15 protein-coding genes are annotated in these 16,477 nt (G+C 71.1%); 8 read left to right on the forward strand and 7 right to left on the reverse strand.

Annotated features, from left to right (window positions below; genetic code table 11):
* Positions 1-121 precede the first annotated feature (121 nt).
* Both ACWEV3_RS22780 and ACWEV3_RS22785 read left to right on the forward strand, forming a co-directional pair.
* Positions 122-1,765: an acyl-CoA synthetase gene (locus tag ACWEV3_RS22780; RefSeq protein WP_452615837.1), complete on the forward strand. Its 1,644-nt coding sequence runs from the start codon at positions 122-124 to the stop codon at positions 1,763-1,765.
* Between the two features lie 6 nt (positions 1,766-1,771).
* A complete protein-coding gene (locus ACWEV3_RS22785) occupies positions 1,772-2,875 on the forward strand; it encodes an NAD(P)H-dependent flavin oxidoreductase (protein WP_452615838.1) in 1,104 nt (367 codons plus the stop codon).
* A 202-nt stretch (positions 2,876-3,077) separates the two neighbouring features.
* Here the strand turns inward: ACWEV3_RS22785 and ACWEV3_RS22790 are convergent, their stop codons facing one another.
* From ACWEV3_RS22790 to ACWEV3_RS22805, 4 genes are all read right to left on the reverse strand, one after another.
* The gene (locus tag ACWEV3_RS22790; protein WP_452615839.1) at positions 3,078-4,490 is read right to left on the reverse strand and encodes a DUF2079 domain-containing protein; all 1,413 of its coding nucleotides are present in this window, start codon (positions 4,488-4,490) and stop codon (positions 3,078-3,080) included.
* Positions 4,487-4,849 (reverse strand): hypothetical protein, encoded by a 363-nt coding sequence (locus tag ACWEV3_RS22795; protein WP_452615840.1) that lies wholly within the window; start codon positions 4,847-4,849, stop codon positions 4,487-4,489. Before ACWEV3_RS22795 ends, ACWEV3_RS22790 begins: the two co-directional genes overlap by 4 nt.
* Positions 4,842-5,348 (reverse strand): SigE family RNA polymerase sigma factor, encoded by a 507-nt coding sequence (locus tag ACWEV3_RS22800; protein WP_452615841.1) that lies wholly within the window; start codon positions 5,346-5,348, stop codon positions 4,842-4,844. Before ACWEV3_RS22800 ends, ACWEV3_RS22795 begins: the two co-directional genes overlap by 8 nt.
* Positions 5,349-5,509: 161 nt before the next feature.
* Entirely contained in the window at positions 5,510-5,941 is a 432-nt protein-coding gene (locus ACWEV3_RS22805; protein ID WP_452615842.1) for a MarR family winged helix-turn-helix transcriptional regulator, read from the reverse strand.
* Between the two features lie 79 nt (positions 5,942-6,020).
* Here ACWEV3_RS22805 and ACWEV3_RS22810 point away from each other — a divergent pair, with 79 nt between their 5' ends.
* Both ACWEV3_RS22810 and ACWEV3_RS22815 read left to right on the forward strand, forming a co-directional pair.
* The gene (locus tag ACWEV3_RS22810) at positions 6,021-7,178 is read left to right on the forward strand and encodes an MFS transporter (protein WP_452615843.1); all 1,158 of its coding nucleotides are present in this window, start codon (positions 6,021-6,023) and stop codon (positions 7,176-7,178) included.
* 23 nt (positions 7,179-7,201) lie between these two features.
* On the forward strand, positions 7,202-7,939 hold the full coding sequence (locus ACWEV3_RS22815; RefSeq protein WP_452615844.1) for an SDR family NAD(P)-dependent oxidoreductase: 738 nt from the start codon (positions 7,202-7,204) through the stop codon (positions 7,937-7,939).
* On the opposite strand, the gene ACWEV3_RS22820 is transcribed toward ACWEV3_RS22815, so the two are convergent.
* The 3 genes from ACWEV3_RS22820 to ACWEV3_RS22830 form a co-directional block, all read right to left on the reverse strand.
* Entirely contained in the window at positions 7,927-9,504 is a 1,578-nt protein-coding gene (locus ACWEV3_RS22820) for a long-chain-fatty-acid--CoA ligase (protein WP_452615845.1), read from the reverse strand. The two genes, ACWEV3_RS22815 and ACWEV3_RS22820, sit on opposite strands and share 13 nt — an antisense overlap.
* 1 nt (position 9,505) lies before the next feature.
* Complete coding sequence (locus tag ACWEV3_RS22825) at positions 9,506-10,603, reverse strand: acyl-CoA dehydrogenase family protein (protein WP_452615846.1); 1,098 nt, start codon at positions 10,601-10,603, stop codon at positions 9,506-9,508.
* 121 nt (positions 10,604-10,724) lie between these two features.
* Entirely contained in the window at positions 10,725-11,903 is a 1,179-nt protein-coding gene (locus tag ACWEV3_RS22830) for an acyl-CoA dehydrogenase family protein (RefSeq protein ID WP_452615847.1), read from the reverse strand.
* Between the two features lie 477 nt (positions 11,904-12,380).
* Between ACWEV3_RS22830 and ACWEV3_RS22835 the strand changes: the two genes are divergently transcribed.
* From ACWEV3_RS22835 to ACWEV3_RS22850, 4 genes are all read left to right on the forward strand, one after another.
* Positions 12,381-13,262 (forward strand): 3-oxoacyl-ACP reductase, encoded by an 882-nt coding sequence (locus ACWEV3_RS22835; protein WP_452615848.1) that lies wholly within the window; start codon positions 12,381-12,383, stop codon positions 13,260-13,262.
* A gap of 43 nt (positions 13,263-13,305) precedes the next feature.
* Entirely contained in the window at positions 13,306-14,814 is a 1,509-nt protein-coding gene (locus tag ACWEV3_RS22840) for an aldehyde dehydrogenase family protein (RefSeq protein ID WP_452615849.1), read from the forward strand.
* Position 14,815: 1 nt separating this feature from the next.
* Positions 14,816-15,562 carry a glucose 1-dehydrogenase gene (locus tag ACWEV3_RS22845; protein ID WP_452615850.1) on the forward strand — a complete coding sequence of 249 codons (747 nt, stop codon included), beginning with the start codon at positions 14,816-14,818 and terminating at the stop codon, positions 15,560-15,562.
* A gap of 180 nt (positions 15,563-15,742) precedes the next feature.
* Positions 15,743-16,474, forward strand: a complete 732-nt coding sequence (locus ACWEV3_RS22850) for an MlaE family ABC transporter permease (protein WP_132489696.1) — start codon at positions 15,743-15,745, stop codon at positions 16,472-16,474.
* Positions 16,475-16,477 lie beyond the last annotated feature (3 nt).

Raw genomic sequence — 16,477 nt, forward strand, 5'->3', positions numbered from 1 at the left:
CCTGCCGGACGGCAAGCCGGATCACGCTCCGCGAGCGGCTGTCCGGGGCTTGCAGAACGTGACAATGATTCGGCTTTTCGGGTTCTTGTCCAGAACGATAACACGTTCTACTTTCTCTGGGGTGGCATACAACATCGCAGATCTTTTCGAGCACGCCGTCGATCTGGTGCCAGATCGCGTCGCCGTGGTCTGCGGCGAGCGGCGGTTGACCTTCGCGCAGCTGGACCGGCGGGCCAACCGGCTCGCGCACCACCTCACGGCCCGCGGCCTCGGTCCGGGCTCCCACATCGGGGTCTACTCCCGGAATTCCATCGAGGCACTGGAAACCATGCTCGCGGCCTACAAGATCCGCGCGGTGCCCATCAACATCAACTTCCGCTACGTGCCGAACGAACTGCGCTACATCTTCGGCAACGCCGACCTCGCCGCCCTGGTGCACGAGCGCCGATACAGCGACAACGTGGCCAAGGTCCGGCCGGATTTCCCGGAGCTGCGAGAGGTTCTCGTCATCGAGGACGGCAGCGACGCCGACTACGCGGGGTACGGCGGCATCGAGTACGAGTCGGTGCTGACCGGCCGGTCCGGCGAGCGGGACTTCCCGGAACGCAGCGCCGACGACCTCTACCTGCTCTACACCGGCGGCACCACGGGCATGCCGAAGGGCGTGATGTGGCGCCACGAGGACGTCTGGCGGGTGCTCGGCGGCGGCATCGACTTCATGACCGGTGAGGCGATGCGCGACGAGTGGCAGCAGGCCCGCGCCGGCGCCGAGAGCGGCGGCCTGATCCGGCTGCCCGCCGCGCCGTTCATCCACGGCGCCGCCCAGTGGGCCAGCTTCGGCAACCTCTTCGCTTGCAGCGCAGTGGTTTTCGTGCCGCAGTTCGACGCGCACGAGGTGTGGCGGGCGGTCGAGCGGGAGCGGGTCAACGTGCTGGCGATCGTGGGCGATGCGATGGCCCGGCCGCTCATCGAGGCGTTCCACGAGGGCAACTACGACGCCTCGTCGCTGGTGGCGATCTCCAGCAGCGCCGCGCTGTTCTCGCCATCGGTGCAGCGCCAGTACCTCGACGCGCTGCCCAACGTGGTGATCACCGACTCGATCGGCTCCTCGGAGACCGGGTTCAGCGGCATCGGCGTCATCGGGCGCGACAGCGCGCAGACCGGCGGCCCGCGGGTCAACGCCGACGCCGACACCACGGTGATCAGGGACGACGGGAGCTTCGCGGATCCCGGCGAGATCGGGTGGCTGGCCCGCAGCGGGCACGTGCCGCTGGGCTACTACAAGGACGAGGAGAAGTCGCGGTCGGTGTTCGTCGAGATCGACGGCACCCGCTACGTCGTCCCGGGCGACTACGCGCGGATCGAGGACGACGGCACCGTGACGATGCTGGGACGCGGCTCGGTGTCGATCAACACCGGCGGCGAGAAGGTCTTCCCGGAGGAGGTCGAGGCCGCCCTCAAGTCGCATCCCGACGTGTTCGACGCGCTGGTCGTCGGGGTGCCCGACGAGCGGCTCGGCCAGCGGGTCGCGGCCGTGGTCCAGCCGAGGGCCGGCGCGACGCCGGGGCTCGCGGACCTCGACGCGCACGTCCGGGAGTGGATCGCGGGTTACAAGGTGCCGCGCAGCCTGTGGCTGGTGGACCAGGTCACCCGCTCGCCCAGCGGAAAGCCCGACTACACCTGGGCGAAGCGGCACACCGAGACGCACGAGCCGGCCGACGTGCGCAAGCCGTCGCGGCGCGAGACAGCCACCGAACCGAGCTGAGGATCTATGCGAACGAAGATCTGCGACACCTTGGGCATCGAGCATCCGATCGTCGGCTTCACGCCTTCCGAGCACGTTGCGGCCGCTATCAGCCGGGCCGGTGGGATGGGCGTGCTCGGCTGCGTCCGGTTCAACGACGCCGACGAGCTGGACGCCGTACTGGACTGGATGGACGAGAACACCGACGGCAGGCCCTACGGCGTGGACGTCGTGATGCCCGCGAAGATCCCCACCGAGGGCGCGGCGGTCGACCTGCAGGCCCTGATCCCGCCGGAGCACCGGGAGTTCGTGCAGCGGACGCTGGCGGACCTCGGCGTGCCGGAGCTCGCCGATGGCGAGCAGCAGGCGGACGGCGTGCTCGGCTGGCTGCACTCGGTCGCGCGGTCCCATGTGGACGTTGCGCTGCGGCATCCCATCCGGCTGATCGCCAACGCCCTCGGCTCGCCGCCGGTGGACGTCATCCGGCAGGCCCACAATCACGACGTGCTGGTCGCCGCGCTGGCCGGGAAGGCCGAGCACGCCAGTCGCCACGTCGACAACGGCGTGGACATCGTCGTGGCGCAAGGGCACGAGGCCGGTGGGCACACCGGCGAGATCGCCACGATGGTGCTGGTGCCGGAGATCGTCGACGCGGTCGGCGACCGGGCTCCGGTGCTGGCGGCCGGGGGAATCGGGTCCGGCCGCCAGATCGCGGCGGCGCTAGCGCTCGGCGCCGGCGGCGCGTGGCTGGGCTCGTACTGGCTGACGACCAGCGAATACCAGCAGATGCCGGGCAACACCGCGACGCAGCAGGCGCTGCTGGCGGCGGGCTCCAGCGACACCGTGCGCTCCCGGATCTACACCGGGAAACCGGCCCGGCTGCTCAAGACCCGCTGGACGGACTCGTGGGCGGCCGACGACGCCCCCGAACCGTTGCCGATGCCGCTGCAGAACATCCTGGTCAGCGAGGCGCACCAGCGCATCATGCGCTCCGGCGATCCGGGAGTGGTCTCGATGCCGGTGGGTCAGATCGTCGGCCGGATGAACCAGATCCGCCCGGTCGCCGACGTCATCGCAGACCTCCTCGCCGAGCTGGACGAAACCATCGCCACCCTCAACAAGCTCCGCTGACAGCCTGTATCCGGCTCGTTTTGCGTGGCGGTGCGGGTGGCGGAACCTCAGACGCCGTCTGGACTGTGGGAGCCCCGACTTACGTATGTCCAATACGCGGCGTCGGGGCTGTCCTCGCCAGACGACGTCTGAGAACCCGCGGCGGTGCCGGTTGCGAGGGTGGGCTAAGCGGCTGGCGCCGCTTCAAAGGTAAAAGCCCGTGCTACAAGGTATCTCGGCGCAGGGCCCAGAATCCCTCGTCCTCCGACAGGACGTGGAAGCTGGCCCCGCCGTATTCCCTGGCGTAGTCGCGCATCTCCTCGGCCGTCTTGTCCGGCTCGTAGACGGCGACGTAGTCCGGGACGAAACCCTCGGTGTTGCCGGGGAAGAAGACCCGGCAGCGGTCGGTGAGGTGCGCGATCGTGGGGCTGTTGGCCAGGACCGTGGCGCCGTCCGGGATCTGGCTCAGCACGCTCTCCGCGGCGACCGGGTCCTGGTCGAAGCGCTCGTCGTTGCTCTTGGTCAGCTGCCCGATCGGGAGCATCAAGCTGAGTGCGGCCGCCGCCGCCAGGACCAGCCCCGGCAGGTGCGAGGCGTAGCCCCGCAACCAGGACGGATGCGTCTCGCGCAGCCGGGCGATCGCGTCGACCATCGCGAGCGTGACGATCGGCATCAGCACGGCGTTGTAGTGCCAGTCCGTGCTCCAGTAGTGCTCCTCGACGGACGCGAACCGCCAGCCGAGCGTCGGGAGGATGACCAGCAGCACCGGCGAGCGGAGCGCGATCAGGCCCGTCGTCGGGATCAGGAGCCACAGCGTGGTGCTGAACTTCTCGTCCACGCCCTCCAGCAGCGAGGCGGGGAAGGGGGTGTCGCCGGAGATCTTGTCCCAGTACCGGTACGCGCCCGTCGGGCTGAACGAGGGGATGACCAGCAGCGTGACGCAGGCCCAGATGACGCCGAACAGCACGGCGCTCGCCACGGCGACCCGGGCGAACCGCTTGTCGTGCCTGGCGCACCAGGCCAGCACCAGCGCCATCGCCGCCGCGGTGAGGGCGAGATCGTCCTTGACCAGCACGAGCGGCGCGGTGAGCGCGAGCGCGCGCCACCACCGCTGCGCCAGCATCGCCTCCAGGGCGAAGGCGACGAGCGGGACGGCGAAGCAGATCTCGTGGAAGTCGAAGTCGACGGCCCGCTGCACGCCCCAGGACAGGCCGTAGGCGACGCCCACGGTCCACCCCCGGGTGCCGCCGAGCAGGCGGGTGGCGGTCCGGGTGACCGGCACGACCGAGAGCGCGAACAGGGCCGCCTGCGCGACGAGCAGCGTCTGGGCGGAGGGGAACAGGTAGTACAGCGGCGCGAGCAGGACCAGCACCGGGCTGAAGTGGTCGCCGAAGATCACGAACCCGGGGCCCAGCAGGTCCGCGACCGGCATCCGGCCCTCGGCGTAGGAGCGCACGACCTGTTCGAAGATGCCCAGGTCGAACGACATCGAGCCGTAGTTGTTGTAGCGGGACAACGACAGCCAGGCGTAGCAGCCGAAGAACACCGCCCACAGCAGGAACAGGACCGCCTGGTTCGACACCGCGCGGTGGCCGCGGGCCGCGGCGGTGGTGGGAACGGCGGTGGTGGTGCTCATCGGGACTCCGTCGTGATCGGGGTGCTGGGTGTGATGGGCGGGTTCGAGGCGGACGAGGACGGGACGACCGCCGTCACGGCGGACGTGGTGAGCGTCGGCGCCGGGCCGGCGGGGACCACGGGCTGCTGCTCGCGGCCGTCGGTGGTCACGGTGACCGCGACGGCTATCGCCACCACGGCGGCCGCGCCGGTGACCCCGGCGGCGATCTGCTGGCGCAGCAGCCGCCGCCCGCCGCGCTTGGTGATCTCGCCGGCGGGCAACGGAGACGCGTGCCGCTCGGCTTCGGCGGCGGCGCGGCGGAATGCCGCGCGCACCTGGTCTTCCGCCGCTTCGGCGGGCTCGAAGTGGTGGTCAGGCACCGTGGTCCTCCGCGCGCAACATGTCGTCCATCCGCGCCGCCACCGCGGCCCTGCCCCGTGCCAGGTGGGTCTTCACGGTTCCGGTGGACATCCCGGCCTCCTCGGCGATCTGCGCGACGGACAGGTCGCAGACGTAGTGCAGCGCCATCACGAGCCGCTGCCTCGGCGGTAGCTGCCGCAGGATCGCGGACAGCGTGAGGAGCCCTCCCGGGTCCGGCTCGTCCGCGACGGCCGGGCGCTGGCCGGCGAGCCGGGCCCACGCCTGCGTCGCGCGCTTGGCGCGGTGCCACCGGCTGATGGCCACCCGGGTGGCGGTGACGCGCACCCACGCCTCCGGCGCGCCGTCGTGGAGCAGCGCGCTCCGGTGCGCCCACGCCCGCGCGAATGCCTCGTGCACCACGTCCTGGGCTTCGTGGACATCACCGGTGACCAGGCACAGCTGACCGATCAGCCGCCTGGCCGACAGCGCGTAGAACTCCTCGAACTCTTCGACCGTCAAGACTCGCGTAACCCCCGTGCGGTGTCCCTCATGAACCCTGTACTCGGCTAGGACGTTCCGGGTTGACATCGCGGGAGGATTTCCGCTCCGATGTGATCACCATCACGTCTGCGCGACGCCTTGCAAGTCCACTTAGGACAGCGGATCGGCGCCGGGCGCGACTAGTCGCGGGGCTCGACGAGCGCTTGCAGCAGCTCGCGCAGGGTTTCCTGCTGCTCCGGGGAGAGCGGGGCGAGCGGGGACCGGGTGCTCAGCCGCCGGACCACGGTGGTCCGGCTGCGCCGGCCTGCCGGCGTGAGCACGATCTGCTTGGCGCGCCGGTCGGTCGGGTGCGGCCGGCGCTCGACCAGGCCCTGCTGTTCGAGCCGGTCCAGCACGAACGTGGCGTTGGATGCCTCGCAGGACATCCTGGCGGCGAGCTCTCGTGCCGTGATCGGTTCGGAGAGCTCGCGGAGCGCGACGACCTGCGACGCGGTCAGGCCCAGTTCCTCGGCGACGCGGCGCACGTGGACGTCGAGGGTCTGCGCGAACTGGTGCACCAGCTTGCAGACGTCCCGGTCGATCTGGCTGCTCGTCGACGGATCCCTCGCCATGGGTCGAGTCTAGCGGCGATGATTCGAACTGTGGTAGTTCTAATTCACATCATGTGAGTTCGAACTAATTGGGGGTTCCGTGCCGCTTCCCTTGCTGTCCCTGATGCTGGTCGTTTTCGGCTTCACCACCGGGGAATTCGTGATCGCGGGCATCCTGCCGGACGTCGCCGCCGACCTGTCGGTGTCGCTCCCCGCGGCGGGCCTGCTGGTGACGGCCTACGCGCTGGGCATGATCGTCGGGGGACCGGTGGTCACCGTCCTGACCGCGCGACTGGCCCGCAAACCGCTCATCGTCGGCCTCATCGCCGTGTCCCTCGCCGGGAACCTCGGTTCGGCGGTGGCGCCGGACTACCCGGTGCTCTTGGTGGCGCGGTTCGTCGCCGGCCTGGTCGTGGCCACGTTCTTCGCCGTCGCGATCGCCACCGCCGTCTCGATGGCCCCGGCGGACAAGCAGGCCTCGACCGTGGCGAAGGTGGCCCTCGGCATGAACCTGGGCATCATCCTGGGCACGCCGATCGGCACCTTCATCGGTCACGACTTCGGCTGGCGGGCGACGTTCGCGGCCGTCGCCGCGCTCGTCGGCGTCGCCTTGCTGCTGGTGCTGCGCTTCGTGCCCGCCCAGCCCGCGATCGCCACCGGGCCGGTCCTCGCCGAGCTGCGCGTGCTCGCGCGCCGCGACGTCCAGTTGGCGATCGGCCTCACCGCGGTGGGCAACGTGGGCGTGGTGACCGTCTTCTCGTTCATCACCCCGCTGCTCACCGACGTCAGCGGCTTCGCTGCCGGGGCGGTCCCGGTGCTGCTGCTGGTCTACGGGGCGGGCGCGGTGGCCGGGAACTTCCTCGGCGGCTGGCTGGCGGACAAGGCCCTGATGCCCTCGGTGGCCGGTCTGCTCGCCGTGCTGGCCGGGACCTTGGCGCTGTTCTGGCTGGTCGGCGGCATGCAGGTGCCCGCGGCGGTGCTGACGTTCGTGATCGGCGTGCTGGCCTTCGCGATCATCCCGGGCATGCAGGCCCGCGTGCTGGCCGCCGCCGGTTCCGCGCCCACGCTGGCGGTGGCGGTCAACGCCGCGGGCTTCCAGGTCGCCGCCGCCTTCGCCGGGTGGCTGGGCGGGCAGGTCATCGACAGCGGCCTCGGCCTGCGGTCGATCTACCTCGTCGGCGCCCTGCTCACGGTGGCCGGGCTGGGCATCGCGGGCTTCATGCTGCAGCGCGACCGCCAGCCGGCCCACCGCTGCTGACACCGAGAGACGAGGAATTTCCCATGAATGGCAAGAAGTTGAGCGGCAAGGTCGCGCTGGTGACCGGCGGATCGCGCGGCATCGGGGCGGCGACCGCCCGGGCGCTGGCGGCCGAGGGGGCGACGGTGGCGATCAGCTACGCCAGGTCCGGCGACCGAGCCGAGGAAGTGGTGGCGGAGCTCGACGGGGCCGCCGCGTACCGGGCCGACCAGGGCGATCCGCGGCAGGTGGCCGATCTCGTCGGAGCCGTGGCCGCCGACTTCGGGCGGCTGGACATCCTGGTGAACAACGCCGCGAGCTTCGTCCCCGGCCGGGTCGACGCCGATGCCGATCCGGCCGCCCTGGAGCGCCAGTTCGCCGTCAACGTCGGCGGGGTCACCGCGGCCATCCGGGCCGCCGCGCGGACGATGGGCGAAGGCGGGCGGATCATCACGGTCGGCTCCATGCAGGCCACCCGCGCCGGGTTCCCGGGCGTCGCCGACTACGTGTCGACGAAGGCCGCGATCACCGGCTACAGCAGGGGCGCCGCCCGGGACCTGGGGCCGCGCGGCATCACCGTCAACGTCGTCCAGCCCGGCTCGGTGGCGACCGAGATGAACCCCGACGAAGGGCCGTTCGCCGACGTCCAGCGCTCGGCGAACGCGTTGGGCCGGTTCGGGAGGCCGACGGAGGTCGCGGCGGCCATCGCGTTCCTGGCCGGGCCCGGCGCGTCGTTCATCACCGGCGCGGTCCTCGACGTCGACGGCGGCTACCTGGCCTGATCGGACACCGGGGAGTAGCGGGTGGTCGAACGGTGCCAGACCGGGTCCGCGGTTTCGCGGCCCTCCGCGGCGAGTTGGCGCTTGACGACCTTGAAGGTCGCGGTGCGGGGGAGTTCCGCCGCGAGCCGGACGTAGCGGGGCCACTGCTTGGGGCCGAGATCGGATTGGGCGGTGAGGAAGTCGTGGAGGGTCGCGGGGTCGAACCCGGGCGTCGCGACCAGCGCGGCCATCACCTGGTCGCCCACCTGCGGGTCCGGGATGCCGTACACGGCGGCCTCGGTGATCTCGGGGTGGCGCAACAGGATTCGCTCGATCGGCGCGGTGCCGAGGTTCTCGCCGTCCACCCGCAGCCAGTCGGCCGAACGGCCCGCGAAGTGGCAGAAGCCGTCCGCGTCCAGGTAGGCGAGGTCGCCGCTCCAGTACATGCCGTCGCGCATCCGCTCCGCGTCGGCCTCCGGGGCGTTGTAGTAGCCCGCGAACCAGCCCGAACCGGCGGTGTTGACCAGCTCGCCGATCGCCTCACCGGGATTGAGCAGGCGGCCGTCGGCGGAGAACTCCGCCCGGGCACAGGGTTTCCCGGTGTCCGGGTGGAGCACCGCGACTCCGTCGGGGAGCCTGCCCAGCGCGCCGGGCGGCGTGTCGGGAGTGCGGGCCACCGCGACGCCGCCCTCCGAAGAGCCGAAACCGTCGACGACGCGGCAGCCGAACCGCTCGCCGAACCGCGCCAGGTCCCGTTCGTTGCCCTCGTTGCCGTACACCACGCGCAGCGGGTTCTCGGCGTCGTCCGGCCGTTCCGGGGTGGCGAGGATGTGCGAGAGCGGTTTGCCGACGTAGTTGGCGTAGGTCGCGCCGAAGCGCCGCACGTCGGGCAGGAAGCCCGAGGCCGAGAAGCGGCTGCGCAGCGCGATGCCCGCCCCGGCGGCCAGGCCGACCGCCCAGCCCGCCATCAGGGCGTTCGAGTGGAACAGCGGCATCGACACGTAGGTCACGTCGTCGCCGGTCAGGCCGAACCGGTCGGCCAGCATCCGGCCGGGCGCGGCGATCTTGCCGTGCGTGCAGCGAACCGCCTTCGGCTCGCCGCCGGTGCCGGAGGTGAACACCAGGACGAGCAGATCATCGGGCGTCGCGGGCACGGGATCGACCGCGCTGCCGGCGTGCTCGGCGAGCAGCGCCTGCCACGGCGGCTCGTCGATGACCAGCAGCTCCGCCGCCCCGAGGTCGAGGCCGTCCAGCAGCTCCGCGTGCGCGCTGTCGGTGACGACCAGCTGGCAGTCCGCCAGCCGGACATCGCGCGCCAGCGCCGCCCCGCGCCGCGTCGGGTTCAGGCCCACGACCACCGCGCCGGACAGGGCCGCGCCGCCGAGCAGGAACACGAACTCCGGGACGTTGCCGAGCAGGACACCGACGTGGAAGGGGCCGGGGCGGCGCAGGGATTCCAGCAGCGAGGCGTACTGGGCGCAGGCGCGGACCTTCGCCGACCACGTCCAGGCGCGGTCCTCGAACCGCAGCCCGCAGCTGTCGTCGTCGGCGCGGGCGAGCAGGAGTTCGGTCACCGTCGGCGTCATGTCAGACCGCCAGGGCGTCGCCGAGCCGGCCCAGCTGGTCGGCCGCGCCGCCGAAGGAGAACTCGTTGCGCTTGGCCGCGACGAAGTAGCGGTGCAGCGGGTGGTCGACGTCGATGCCGACGCCGCCGTGCACGTGGACCGCGGTGTGGGCCACCCGGTGCCCGGCGTCGGCCGCCCAGAACTTCGCGGTGGCCACCTCGGTCGCGCACGGCAGCCCCTCGTCGACCCGCCACGCCGCCTGCCACAGCGTCAGCCGCACGGCCTCCACGTCGATGAACGCGTCGGCCAGCCGCTGCGCGACGGCCTGGAAGCTGCCGATCGGCCGCCCGAACTGCACGCGTTCGCGGGCGTACTCGGCGGTCAGCTCCAGCGCCCGTTCGAGGACGCCGACCTGGTGCGCGCAGGTGCCGATGGTGGCCCGGGTGAGCAGCCAGTCCAGCGCCGCCGGATCGTCGCCCAGCACCCGGTCGTCGCCGACCCGCACGCCGTCGAGCTCCAGCCACGCTTCGCTGTCGGCGTCCACGATGCGCTGCCGCTCCACCGACAGTTGCGCAGGTTCGACGAGGAAGACCCTCACTCCGTCCGATGTGGACGCGGGAACCAGCACGAGATCGGCGACCATGCCGGCCGGGACCGTGGTCTTGGTGCCGGTGAGCACCCAGCCGTCGCCGGCGCGCTCGGCGCGGCAGGCGGGATGGCGCGGGTCGGGGTTGTGCTCCTCGGTGAGCGCGGCGGTCAGCACCAGCTCCCCCTTCGCCGCCGGGACGCCCCAGCGCTGCTGCTGATCGGGGTCGCCGAAGCGGGCCAACGCCGCCGTGGCCGTGGTGATCGAGGCGAGGTAGGGCACCGGGGCGACCGCGCGGCCCAGCTCGATCAGCACGGAGCACTGCTCCAGCAGCCCGAAACCGCCGCCGCCGACGGAACCCGGCAAGGCCGCCGACAGCACCTCCGCCCGCGCCAGATCAGTCCACAGTGCACGGTCGAACCGGTCCGGCCCGCGCTCGACCTCGCGCAGCCGCTCGTTCGTCACGCGATCGTCGAGGATCTCCCTGGCCAGCCCGCCCAGATCGAGCTGCGCCTCGGTGCACGAGAAGTCCATGAACCCTCCCTAGGGGCCTTCACCGCGGCGAACGGTGATTCCGGTTCTTGCCGGAGTGATCGCTCACGAGTGTGGTGTGTGGGTCGTGCGTGCCGGTTCCCACTGGCACGATCGCTCACGACTAGCGCTTCGACGGGGGCAGGCCGAGGCCCACCGCGGCGACGATGTCCCGCTGCACCTCGTTGGTCCCGCCGCCGAAGGTCAGGATCAGCGACGAGCGGTGCATTCGTTCGATCCGGCCGCGCAGCGCCGCACCCCGGGAGCCCTGCCGCACGTACGCGGCGCTGCCCAGCACCTCCATCAGCAGGCGGTAGGCCTCGGTGGCGAACTCCGTGCCGTACACCTTGGTCGCCGACGCCGTGGCCGGCGCGGGCTGCTGCTCCGCGGTCGTCGCGATCTTCCAGTTGACCAGCTTGAGGAACTCCGCCCCGGCGTGCACGCGCGCCAGATGCCGCCGCACCCACTCCTGGTCCAGCACCCGGCGCCCGTCGGTGAGCCGCGTTTCCCGCGCCCACTCCTGCACCTCGTCCAGCGCCAGCCGCAGCGGGGCGGCGGAGGTGAGCGCGACGCGCTCGTGGTTGAGCTGGTTGGTGATCAGCGGCCAGCCCTCGTTCTCGGCGCCCACCAGAGCGGACGTGGGCACGCGGAGATCCTGGTAGTAGGTGGCGCTGGTGGACGGTCCGGCGACGGTGTGCACCGGCGTCCAGGAGAAGCCGGGCGCGGCCGTGGGCACGATCAGGATGCTCAGGCCGCGGTGCTTCTTCGCGTCGCGGTCGGTCCGGCAGGCCAGCCACACGTAGTCCGCGTACTGGATCAGGCTGGTCCACATCTTCTGGCCGTTGATCACGTACTCGGCATCATCGCGGTCGGCGGTGGTGCGCAGCGAGGCGAGATCGGTGCCCGCCTCCGGTTCGGAGTAGCCGATCGCGAAGTGGATCTCGCCGCCCGCGATCTTCGGCAGGTAGTGCGACTTCTGCTCCGGGGTGCCGAAGCGCATGATCGTCGGCGCGATGCTGTTGAGCGTCAGGAACGGCACCGGGGCGCCGGCGATCGCCGCCTCGTCGGTGAAGATCAGCTGGTCCAGCATGCTCCGGTTCTGCCCGCCGTACTCCTCCGGCCAGCCCAGCGCGAGCCAGCCGTCCGCGCCCATCTGCCGGACCAGCTGCTTGTAGGCCGCGCCGTCGCCGTAGTCGCCGTGCGCGGTCAGTTCGTCGCGGAGCTCCGGTGTCATGAGCTTGCCGAAGTAGCGGCGCAGCTCCTTGCGCAGCTGCTCCTGCTCGGGCGTGTAGGCGATGCGCATGCATCCCTCCTGCGTCGACGGGAGAGCGTGTGGAACATGTTTCACCAACCATAGTCCGGATGTGGCGAGGTGGTCGATACATCGGGCTGCCACGAGTGATTTTTCGCTAGCGGCGCGCCGCGTGCGGTCGTGAAAACCGGTTCTATGATGGCGCGGCGCTCGGATCGGTCCCCGAATGGAGCAGTCACCCGGGGCCGGGTGGCTCGTTGTGCGGGCTGGATGACCGATCGGTGTGGCTCGGATGGCGGGTCTGCGCGAATCGGTAGAACTGGTTGCAACGTCGGATATCAGCGGATTCGGCGAATATTCCCCGATCTGCTCCCCGGCTCTTGATTGCAAGTGAGAACACGTTCTAATGTGTCTTGGATAACAGTGCGGGCGATCACGGTGAGGTGGCCAACCGGTGGAGGCAGCGGTGCTCAAGGGGAAGCGAAATGGTCCGCCAGATCGTGACCTTCGACTGAGCCGGGAGGCGCGGTGAGCTTGGACGGGAAAGTCGCGATCGTCACCGGAGCAGGTGCGGGGCTCGGTCGCGCGGAGGCGCTGGCCCTGGCCCGGGCCGGTGCGAACATCGTGGTCAACGACGTGTCCGATGGTGCGGCGGCGGTGGTGGCCGAGATCGAGGAGCTCGGCGTCAAGGCCGTGGCGGTCGCCGGGGACATCTCCGACAGCGCCGTCGCCGACGAGCTGGTCGGCACCGCGGTGCAGCGCTTCGGCGGCTTGCACGTGGTGGTGAACAACGCCGGCGTGTTGCGGGACCGGATGTTGTTCAAGATGACCGAGCAGGAGTGGGACGACGTGATCCGCGTCCACCTGCGCGGCCACTTCCTGTTGTCCCGCAACGCCGCCGCGCACTGGCGGGACGAGTACAAGCAGACCGGATCGACCTGCGGCAGCGTGATCAACACCGCTTCGGAGGCGTTCCTGCTCGGCTCTGCGGGGCAGCCGAACTACGCGGCGGCCAAGGCGGGCATCGCGGCGCTGACCGTGTCCACGGCGCGCGCGTTGGGGCGGATGGGTGTGCGGGCGAACGCCATCTGCCCGCGGGCGCGCACGGCGATGACGGAGGAAGTCTTCGGCCCGGCACCGGAAACCGGCGTCGACCCGCTGTCGACCGATCACGTCGCGCCGCTGGTCGCCTACCTGGCCGGCCCCGGTGCGCAGGCGATCAACGGACAGGTCTTCGTGGTGCACAGCGGGATGATCGCGCTGATGGCGGCGCCCGTCGTCGAGCAGCGCTTCGACACCGGCGGTCCGCTGTGGACGGAGGACGAGCTGGCCGGCACCGTCGGCGCCTACTTCGCGCAGCGCGACCCGGAACGCAACTTCGCCAGCGCCGAACTGCTTTCCCTGCCCTAGCCATACCCACAGCCAAGAGAGTCCCCAGGCGAGGAGGAGCCAGATGGCCCTGACCGTGCGGCAGCATCTCGACGCCGCGGCGCTCAAAGACGGATTGCTGCTGGTCGACGGCGAGTGGCGGCAGGCCCGCGCGGGCCGGACCTGGACGCACCACCACCCGGCGACCGGCGAGGCGGTCGGCGACTTCGCCATCGCCGATGCCGACGACGTCGACGACGCGGTCCGCGCCGCGCGCCGGGCGTTCGACGAAGGCCCGTGGCCGACCATCCGCGCCGGCGAGCGGGTGCGGCTGCTGCGCCGCTGCGCCGACCTGCTGCGTGAGAACGCCGACGACCTGCGGGCCCGCCAGGCGCTGGACAACAGCGTGCCGCTGTCGTTCGGCACCGTCTACGCGGGATCGGTGGACGTGGCGGCCGACGTCTTCGACCACCACGCCGGATGGATCGACAAGGCGGGCGGCGACACGCTGCCGCCGTACCAGGGCGGCGACCACCTGGCGATGACCTTCCGCGAGCCGGTCGGCGTGGTCGCCGCGGTGCTGCCGTGGAACGCGCCGTTCCTGCTGTTCGCGCAGAAGATCGCGCCCGCGCTGGCCGCTGGGTGCACCGTGGTGCTGAAGCCGTCGGAGTACGCGACGTTCAGCGTGCTGCGGATGGTGGAACTGCTGCTGGAGGCCGGTATCCCGGATGGCGTGGTCAACGTCGTCACCGGCCCCGGCGACCCGACCGGCGAAGCGCTGATCACGCATCCGCAGGTGGACAAGGTGAGCTTCACCGGCAGCCGCGAGGTCGGCCGCCGCATCGTCGAGGCCTCCGCGGGCACCATGAAGCGCGTGTCGCTGGAACTCGGCGGCAAGAGCCCGGCCATCGTCTTCCCGGACGCCGACGTGGGCTTGGCGGGCATGACCGCGATGGGCATGGTCACCCTCGGTCTTTCCGGGCAGGCCTGCGTCGCGCACACCCGCGCGCTCGTGCACCGGGACGCCTACGACGAGTTCGTCGGCGCCGCCGAGCTGATCGCCGGCTCGGTCACCTACGGCGACCCGTTCGACGCGGGCGTGCTGTCCAGCCCGCTGATCAACCAGCGGCAGCTGGACCGGGTGCTGGGCTTCATCGACAAGGGCCGCGAGGAAGGCGCGCGGCTGGTCACCGGCGGCGGACGGCCGGACGGCGACCTCAGCGCCGGGAACTTCGTGCAGCCGACGATCTTCGCCGACGTCGACAACGCGATGACCGTCGCGCAGCAGGAGATCTTCGGCCCGGTGCTGACGGTCGTGCCGTTCACCGACGAGGACGAGGCGGTGCGGATGGCCAACGACTCCGAGTACGGCCTCGGCGCCGGGGTGTACACATCGGACGTCCGGCGGGCGTTCCGGGTGGCGAAGCGGATCCGCACCGGCACGGTCGGGATCAACGGGTTCCAGGTGGAGCCGCACCTGCCCTTCGGCGGCTACAAGCAGTCCGGGCTCGGCCGGGAGGGCGGCCGCTCCGCGTTCGAGGCGTACACCGAGCTCAAGACCGTGCTGCTGCCGCTGACCGACGAGTTGATGTGACATGCGGTTAGCGGACAAGGTCGCGATCGTCACGGGCGCCGCGCGCGGCCAGGGCGCGGCGACGGCGCGCCGCTTCGTCGCCGAGGGCGCCAAGGTGCTGCTGGCGGACGTGGCCGACGAGGCGGGCAAGGAGCTCGCCGACGAGCTCGGCCCGGCCGCGGTGTACCAGCACCTCGACGTCGGCTCGGAGGACGACTGGGTCGACGCGGTGCGGGCGGCGCGCGAGCTCGGGTCGGTGGGCGTGCTGGTCAACAACGCCGGGGTGCTGCACTTCTCGGAGCTCGCGGACACCAGCCTGGCCGACTACGAGCGGGTCATCCGGGTCAACCAGATCGGCACGTTCCTGGGCATGCGGGAGGTGATCCCGGCGATGCGCGAGGCGGGCGGCTCGATCATCAACGTGTCCTCCGTGGAGGGTCTGGGCGGCATGCCGCTGCTGGTGGCGTACTCGGCCAGCAAGTTCGCCATCCGCGGGATGACGAAGGTGGCCGCGATGGAGCTCGGCAAGCTGGGCATCCGGGTCAACTCGGTGCATCCCGGGGCGATCGACACCCAGATGATCCACGAGGCGGCGGGCGGCCAGGTCCCGATGGACCACGTCGGCAAGCGCGTCGCGCTGGGCCGGGTCGGGCAGCCGGAGGAGATCGCGTCGCTGGCGGTCTTCCTGGCCAGCGACGAGAGCTCTTACTGCACCGGCGCGGAGTTCACGGCCGACGGCGGCGCAACGGCAACGCACGCACTCGCCTGACCAGGCGAGAGGCAAGGGCATCCCGGACGGTTCCACACCCGATGGGGTGGGTTCCTCCGCAATTTCAATGGAAATCGAAGGTCCGATTTCCATTGAAATTGCGGGACCCCGGATCAGCGCGGATCGGGAGGTGAGCTGGTGGCAGTGCGGAGTGCTGGGGCGTTCGCGCAGGTCGGGCGGATGGCCACGCTCGGGTGGGAGGTGCTGCGGGCCGTGCCGCGGCGGCCCTTCCAGGTCCGCGAGTGCATCCAGCAGGCCTGGTTCTTCGCCAGCGTCACGATCCTGCCGACCGCGCTGGTGGCGATCCCGTTCGGCGCCGTCATCGCGATGCAGCTCGGGTCGCTGACGCAGCAGATCGGGGCCCAGTCGTTCACCGGCGCCGCCAGCGCGCTGGCCATCCTCCAGCAGGCCAGCCCGCTGATCACCGCGCTGCTGGTGGCCGGGGCCGGCGGGTCGGCGATGTGCGCCGACATCGGTGCGCGCACCATCCGCGAGGAGATCGACGCGCTGGAGGTGCTCGGGATCTCGCCGATCCAGCGGCTGATCGTGCCCCGCGTCATCGGCGCGGTGCTGGTCGCCCTGCTGCTCAACGGCATGGTCAGCGTCGTCGGCGTGCTCGGCGGCTACTTCTTCAACGTGATCCTGCAGGGCGGCACGCCCGGCGCGTACCTGGCCAGCTTCAACGCCCTCGCGCAGCTGCCCGACCTGTGGATCAGCGAGTTCAAGGCGCTGCTCTACGGGTTCGTCGCCGGCGTCGTCGCCGCCTACCGCGGCCTCAACCCGGCCGGCGGGCCGAAGGGCGTGGGCGACGCGGTCAACCAGGCCGTGGTGATCACGTTCCTGCTGCTGTTCCTGATCAACCTGGTGCTCACCGGGATCTACCTGCAACTCGTGCCCCCGAAGGGATTGTGAGCC

It is taken from the genome of Saccharopolyspora sp. NPDC003752, from assembly GCF_053605825.1.

Excerpts from the sequence above, each read along its gene's own strand:
- ACWEV3_RS22805 (WP_452615842.1), bottom strand. The coding sequence starts at position 5,941 with ATGGCGAGGGATCCGTCGACGAGCAGCCAGATCGACCGGGACGTCTGC.
- ACWEV3_RS22845 (WP_452615850.1), top strand. The coding sequence starts at position 14,816 with ATGCGGTTAGCGGACAAGGTCGCGATCGTCACGGGCGCCGCGCGCGGC.
- ACWEV3_RS22830 (WP_452615847.1), bottom strand. The coding sequence starts at position 11,903 with ATGCGCATCGCCTACACGCCCGAGCAGGAGCAGCTGCGCAAGGAGCTG.
- ACWEV3_RS22825 (WP_452615846.1), bottom strand. The coding sequence starts at position 10,603 with ATGGACTTCTCGTGCACCGAGGCGCAGCTCGATCTGGGCGGGCTGGCC.
- ACWEV3_RS22820 (WP_452615845.1), bottom strand. The coding sequence starts at position 9,504 with ATGACGCCGACGGTGACCGAACTCCTGCTCGCCCGCGCCGACGACGAC.
- ACWEV3_RS22840 (WP_452615849.1), top strand. The coding sequence starts at position 13,306 with ATGGCCCTGACCGTGCGGCAGCATCTCGACGCCGCGGCGCTCAAAGAC.
- ACWEV3_RS22785 (WP_452615838.1), top strand. The coding sequence starts at position 1,772 with ATGCGAACGAAGATCTGCGACACCTTGGGCATCGAGCATCCGATCGTC.
- ACWEV3_RS22815 (WP_452615844.1), top strand. The coding sequence starts at position 7,202 with ATGAATGGCAAGAAGTTGAGCGGCAAGGTCGCGCTGGTGACCGGCGGA.
- ACWEV3_RS22790 (WP_452615839.1), bottom strand. The coding sequence starts at position 4,490 with ATGAGCACCACCACCGCCGTTCCCACCACCGCCGCGGCCCGCGGCCAC.
- ACWEV3_RS22850 (WP_132489696.1), top strand. The coding sequence starts at position 15,743 with ATGGCCACGCTCGGGTGGGAGGTGCTGCGGGCCGTGCCGCGGCGGCCC.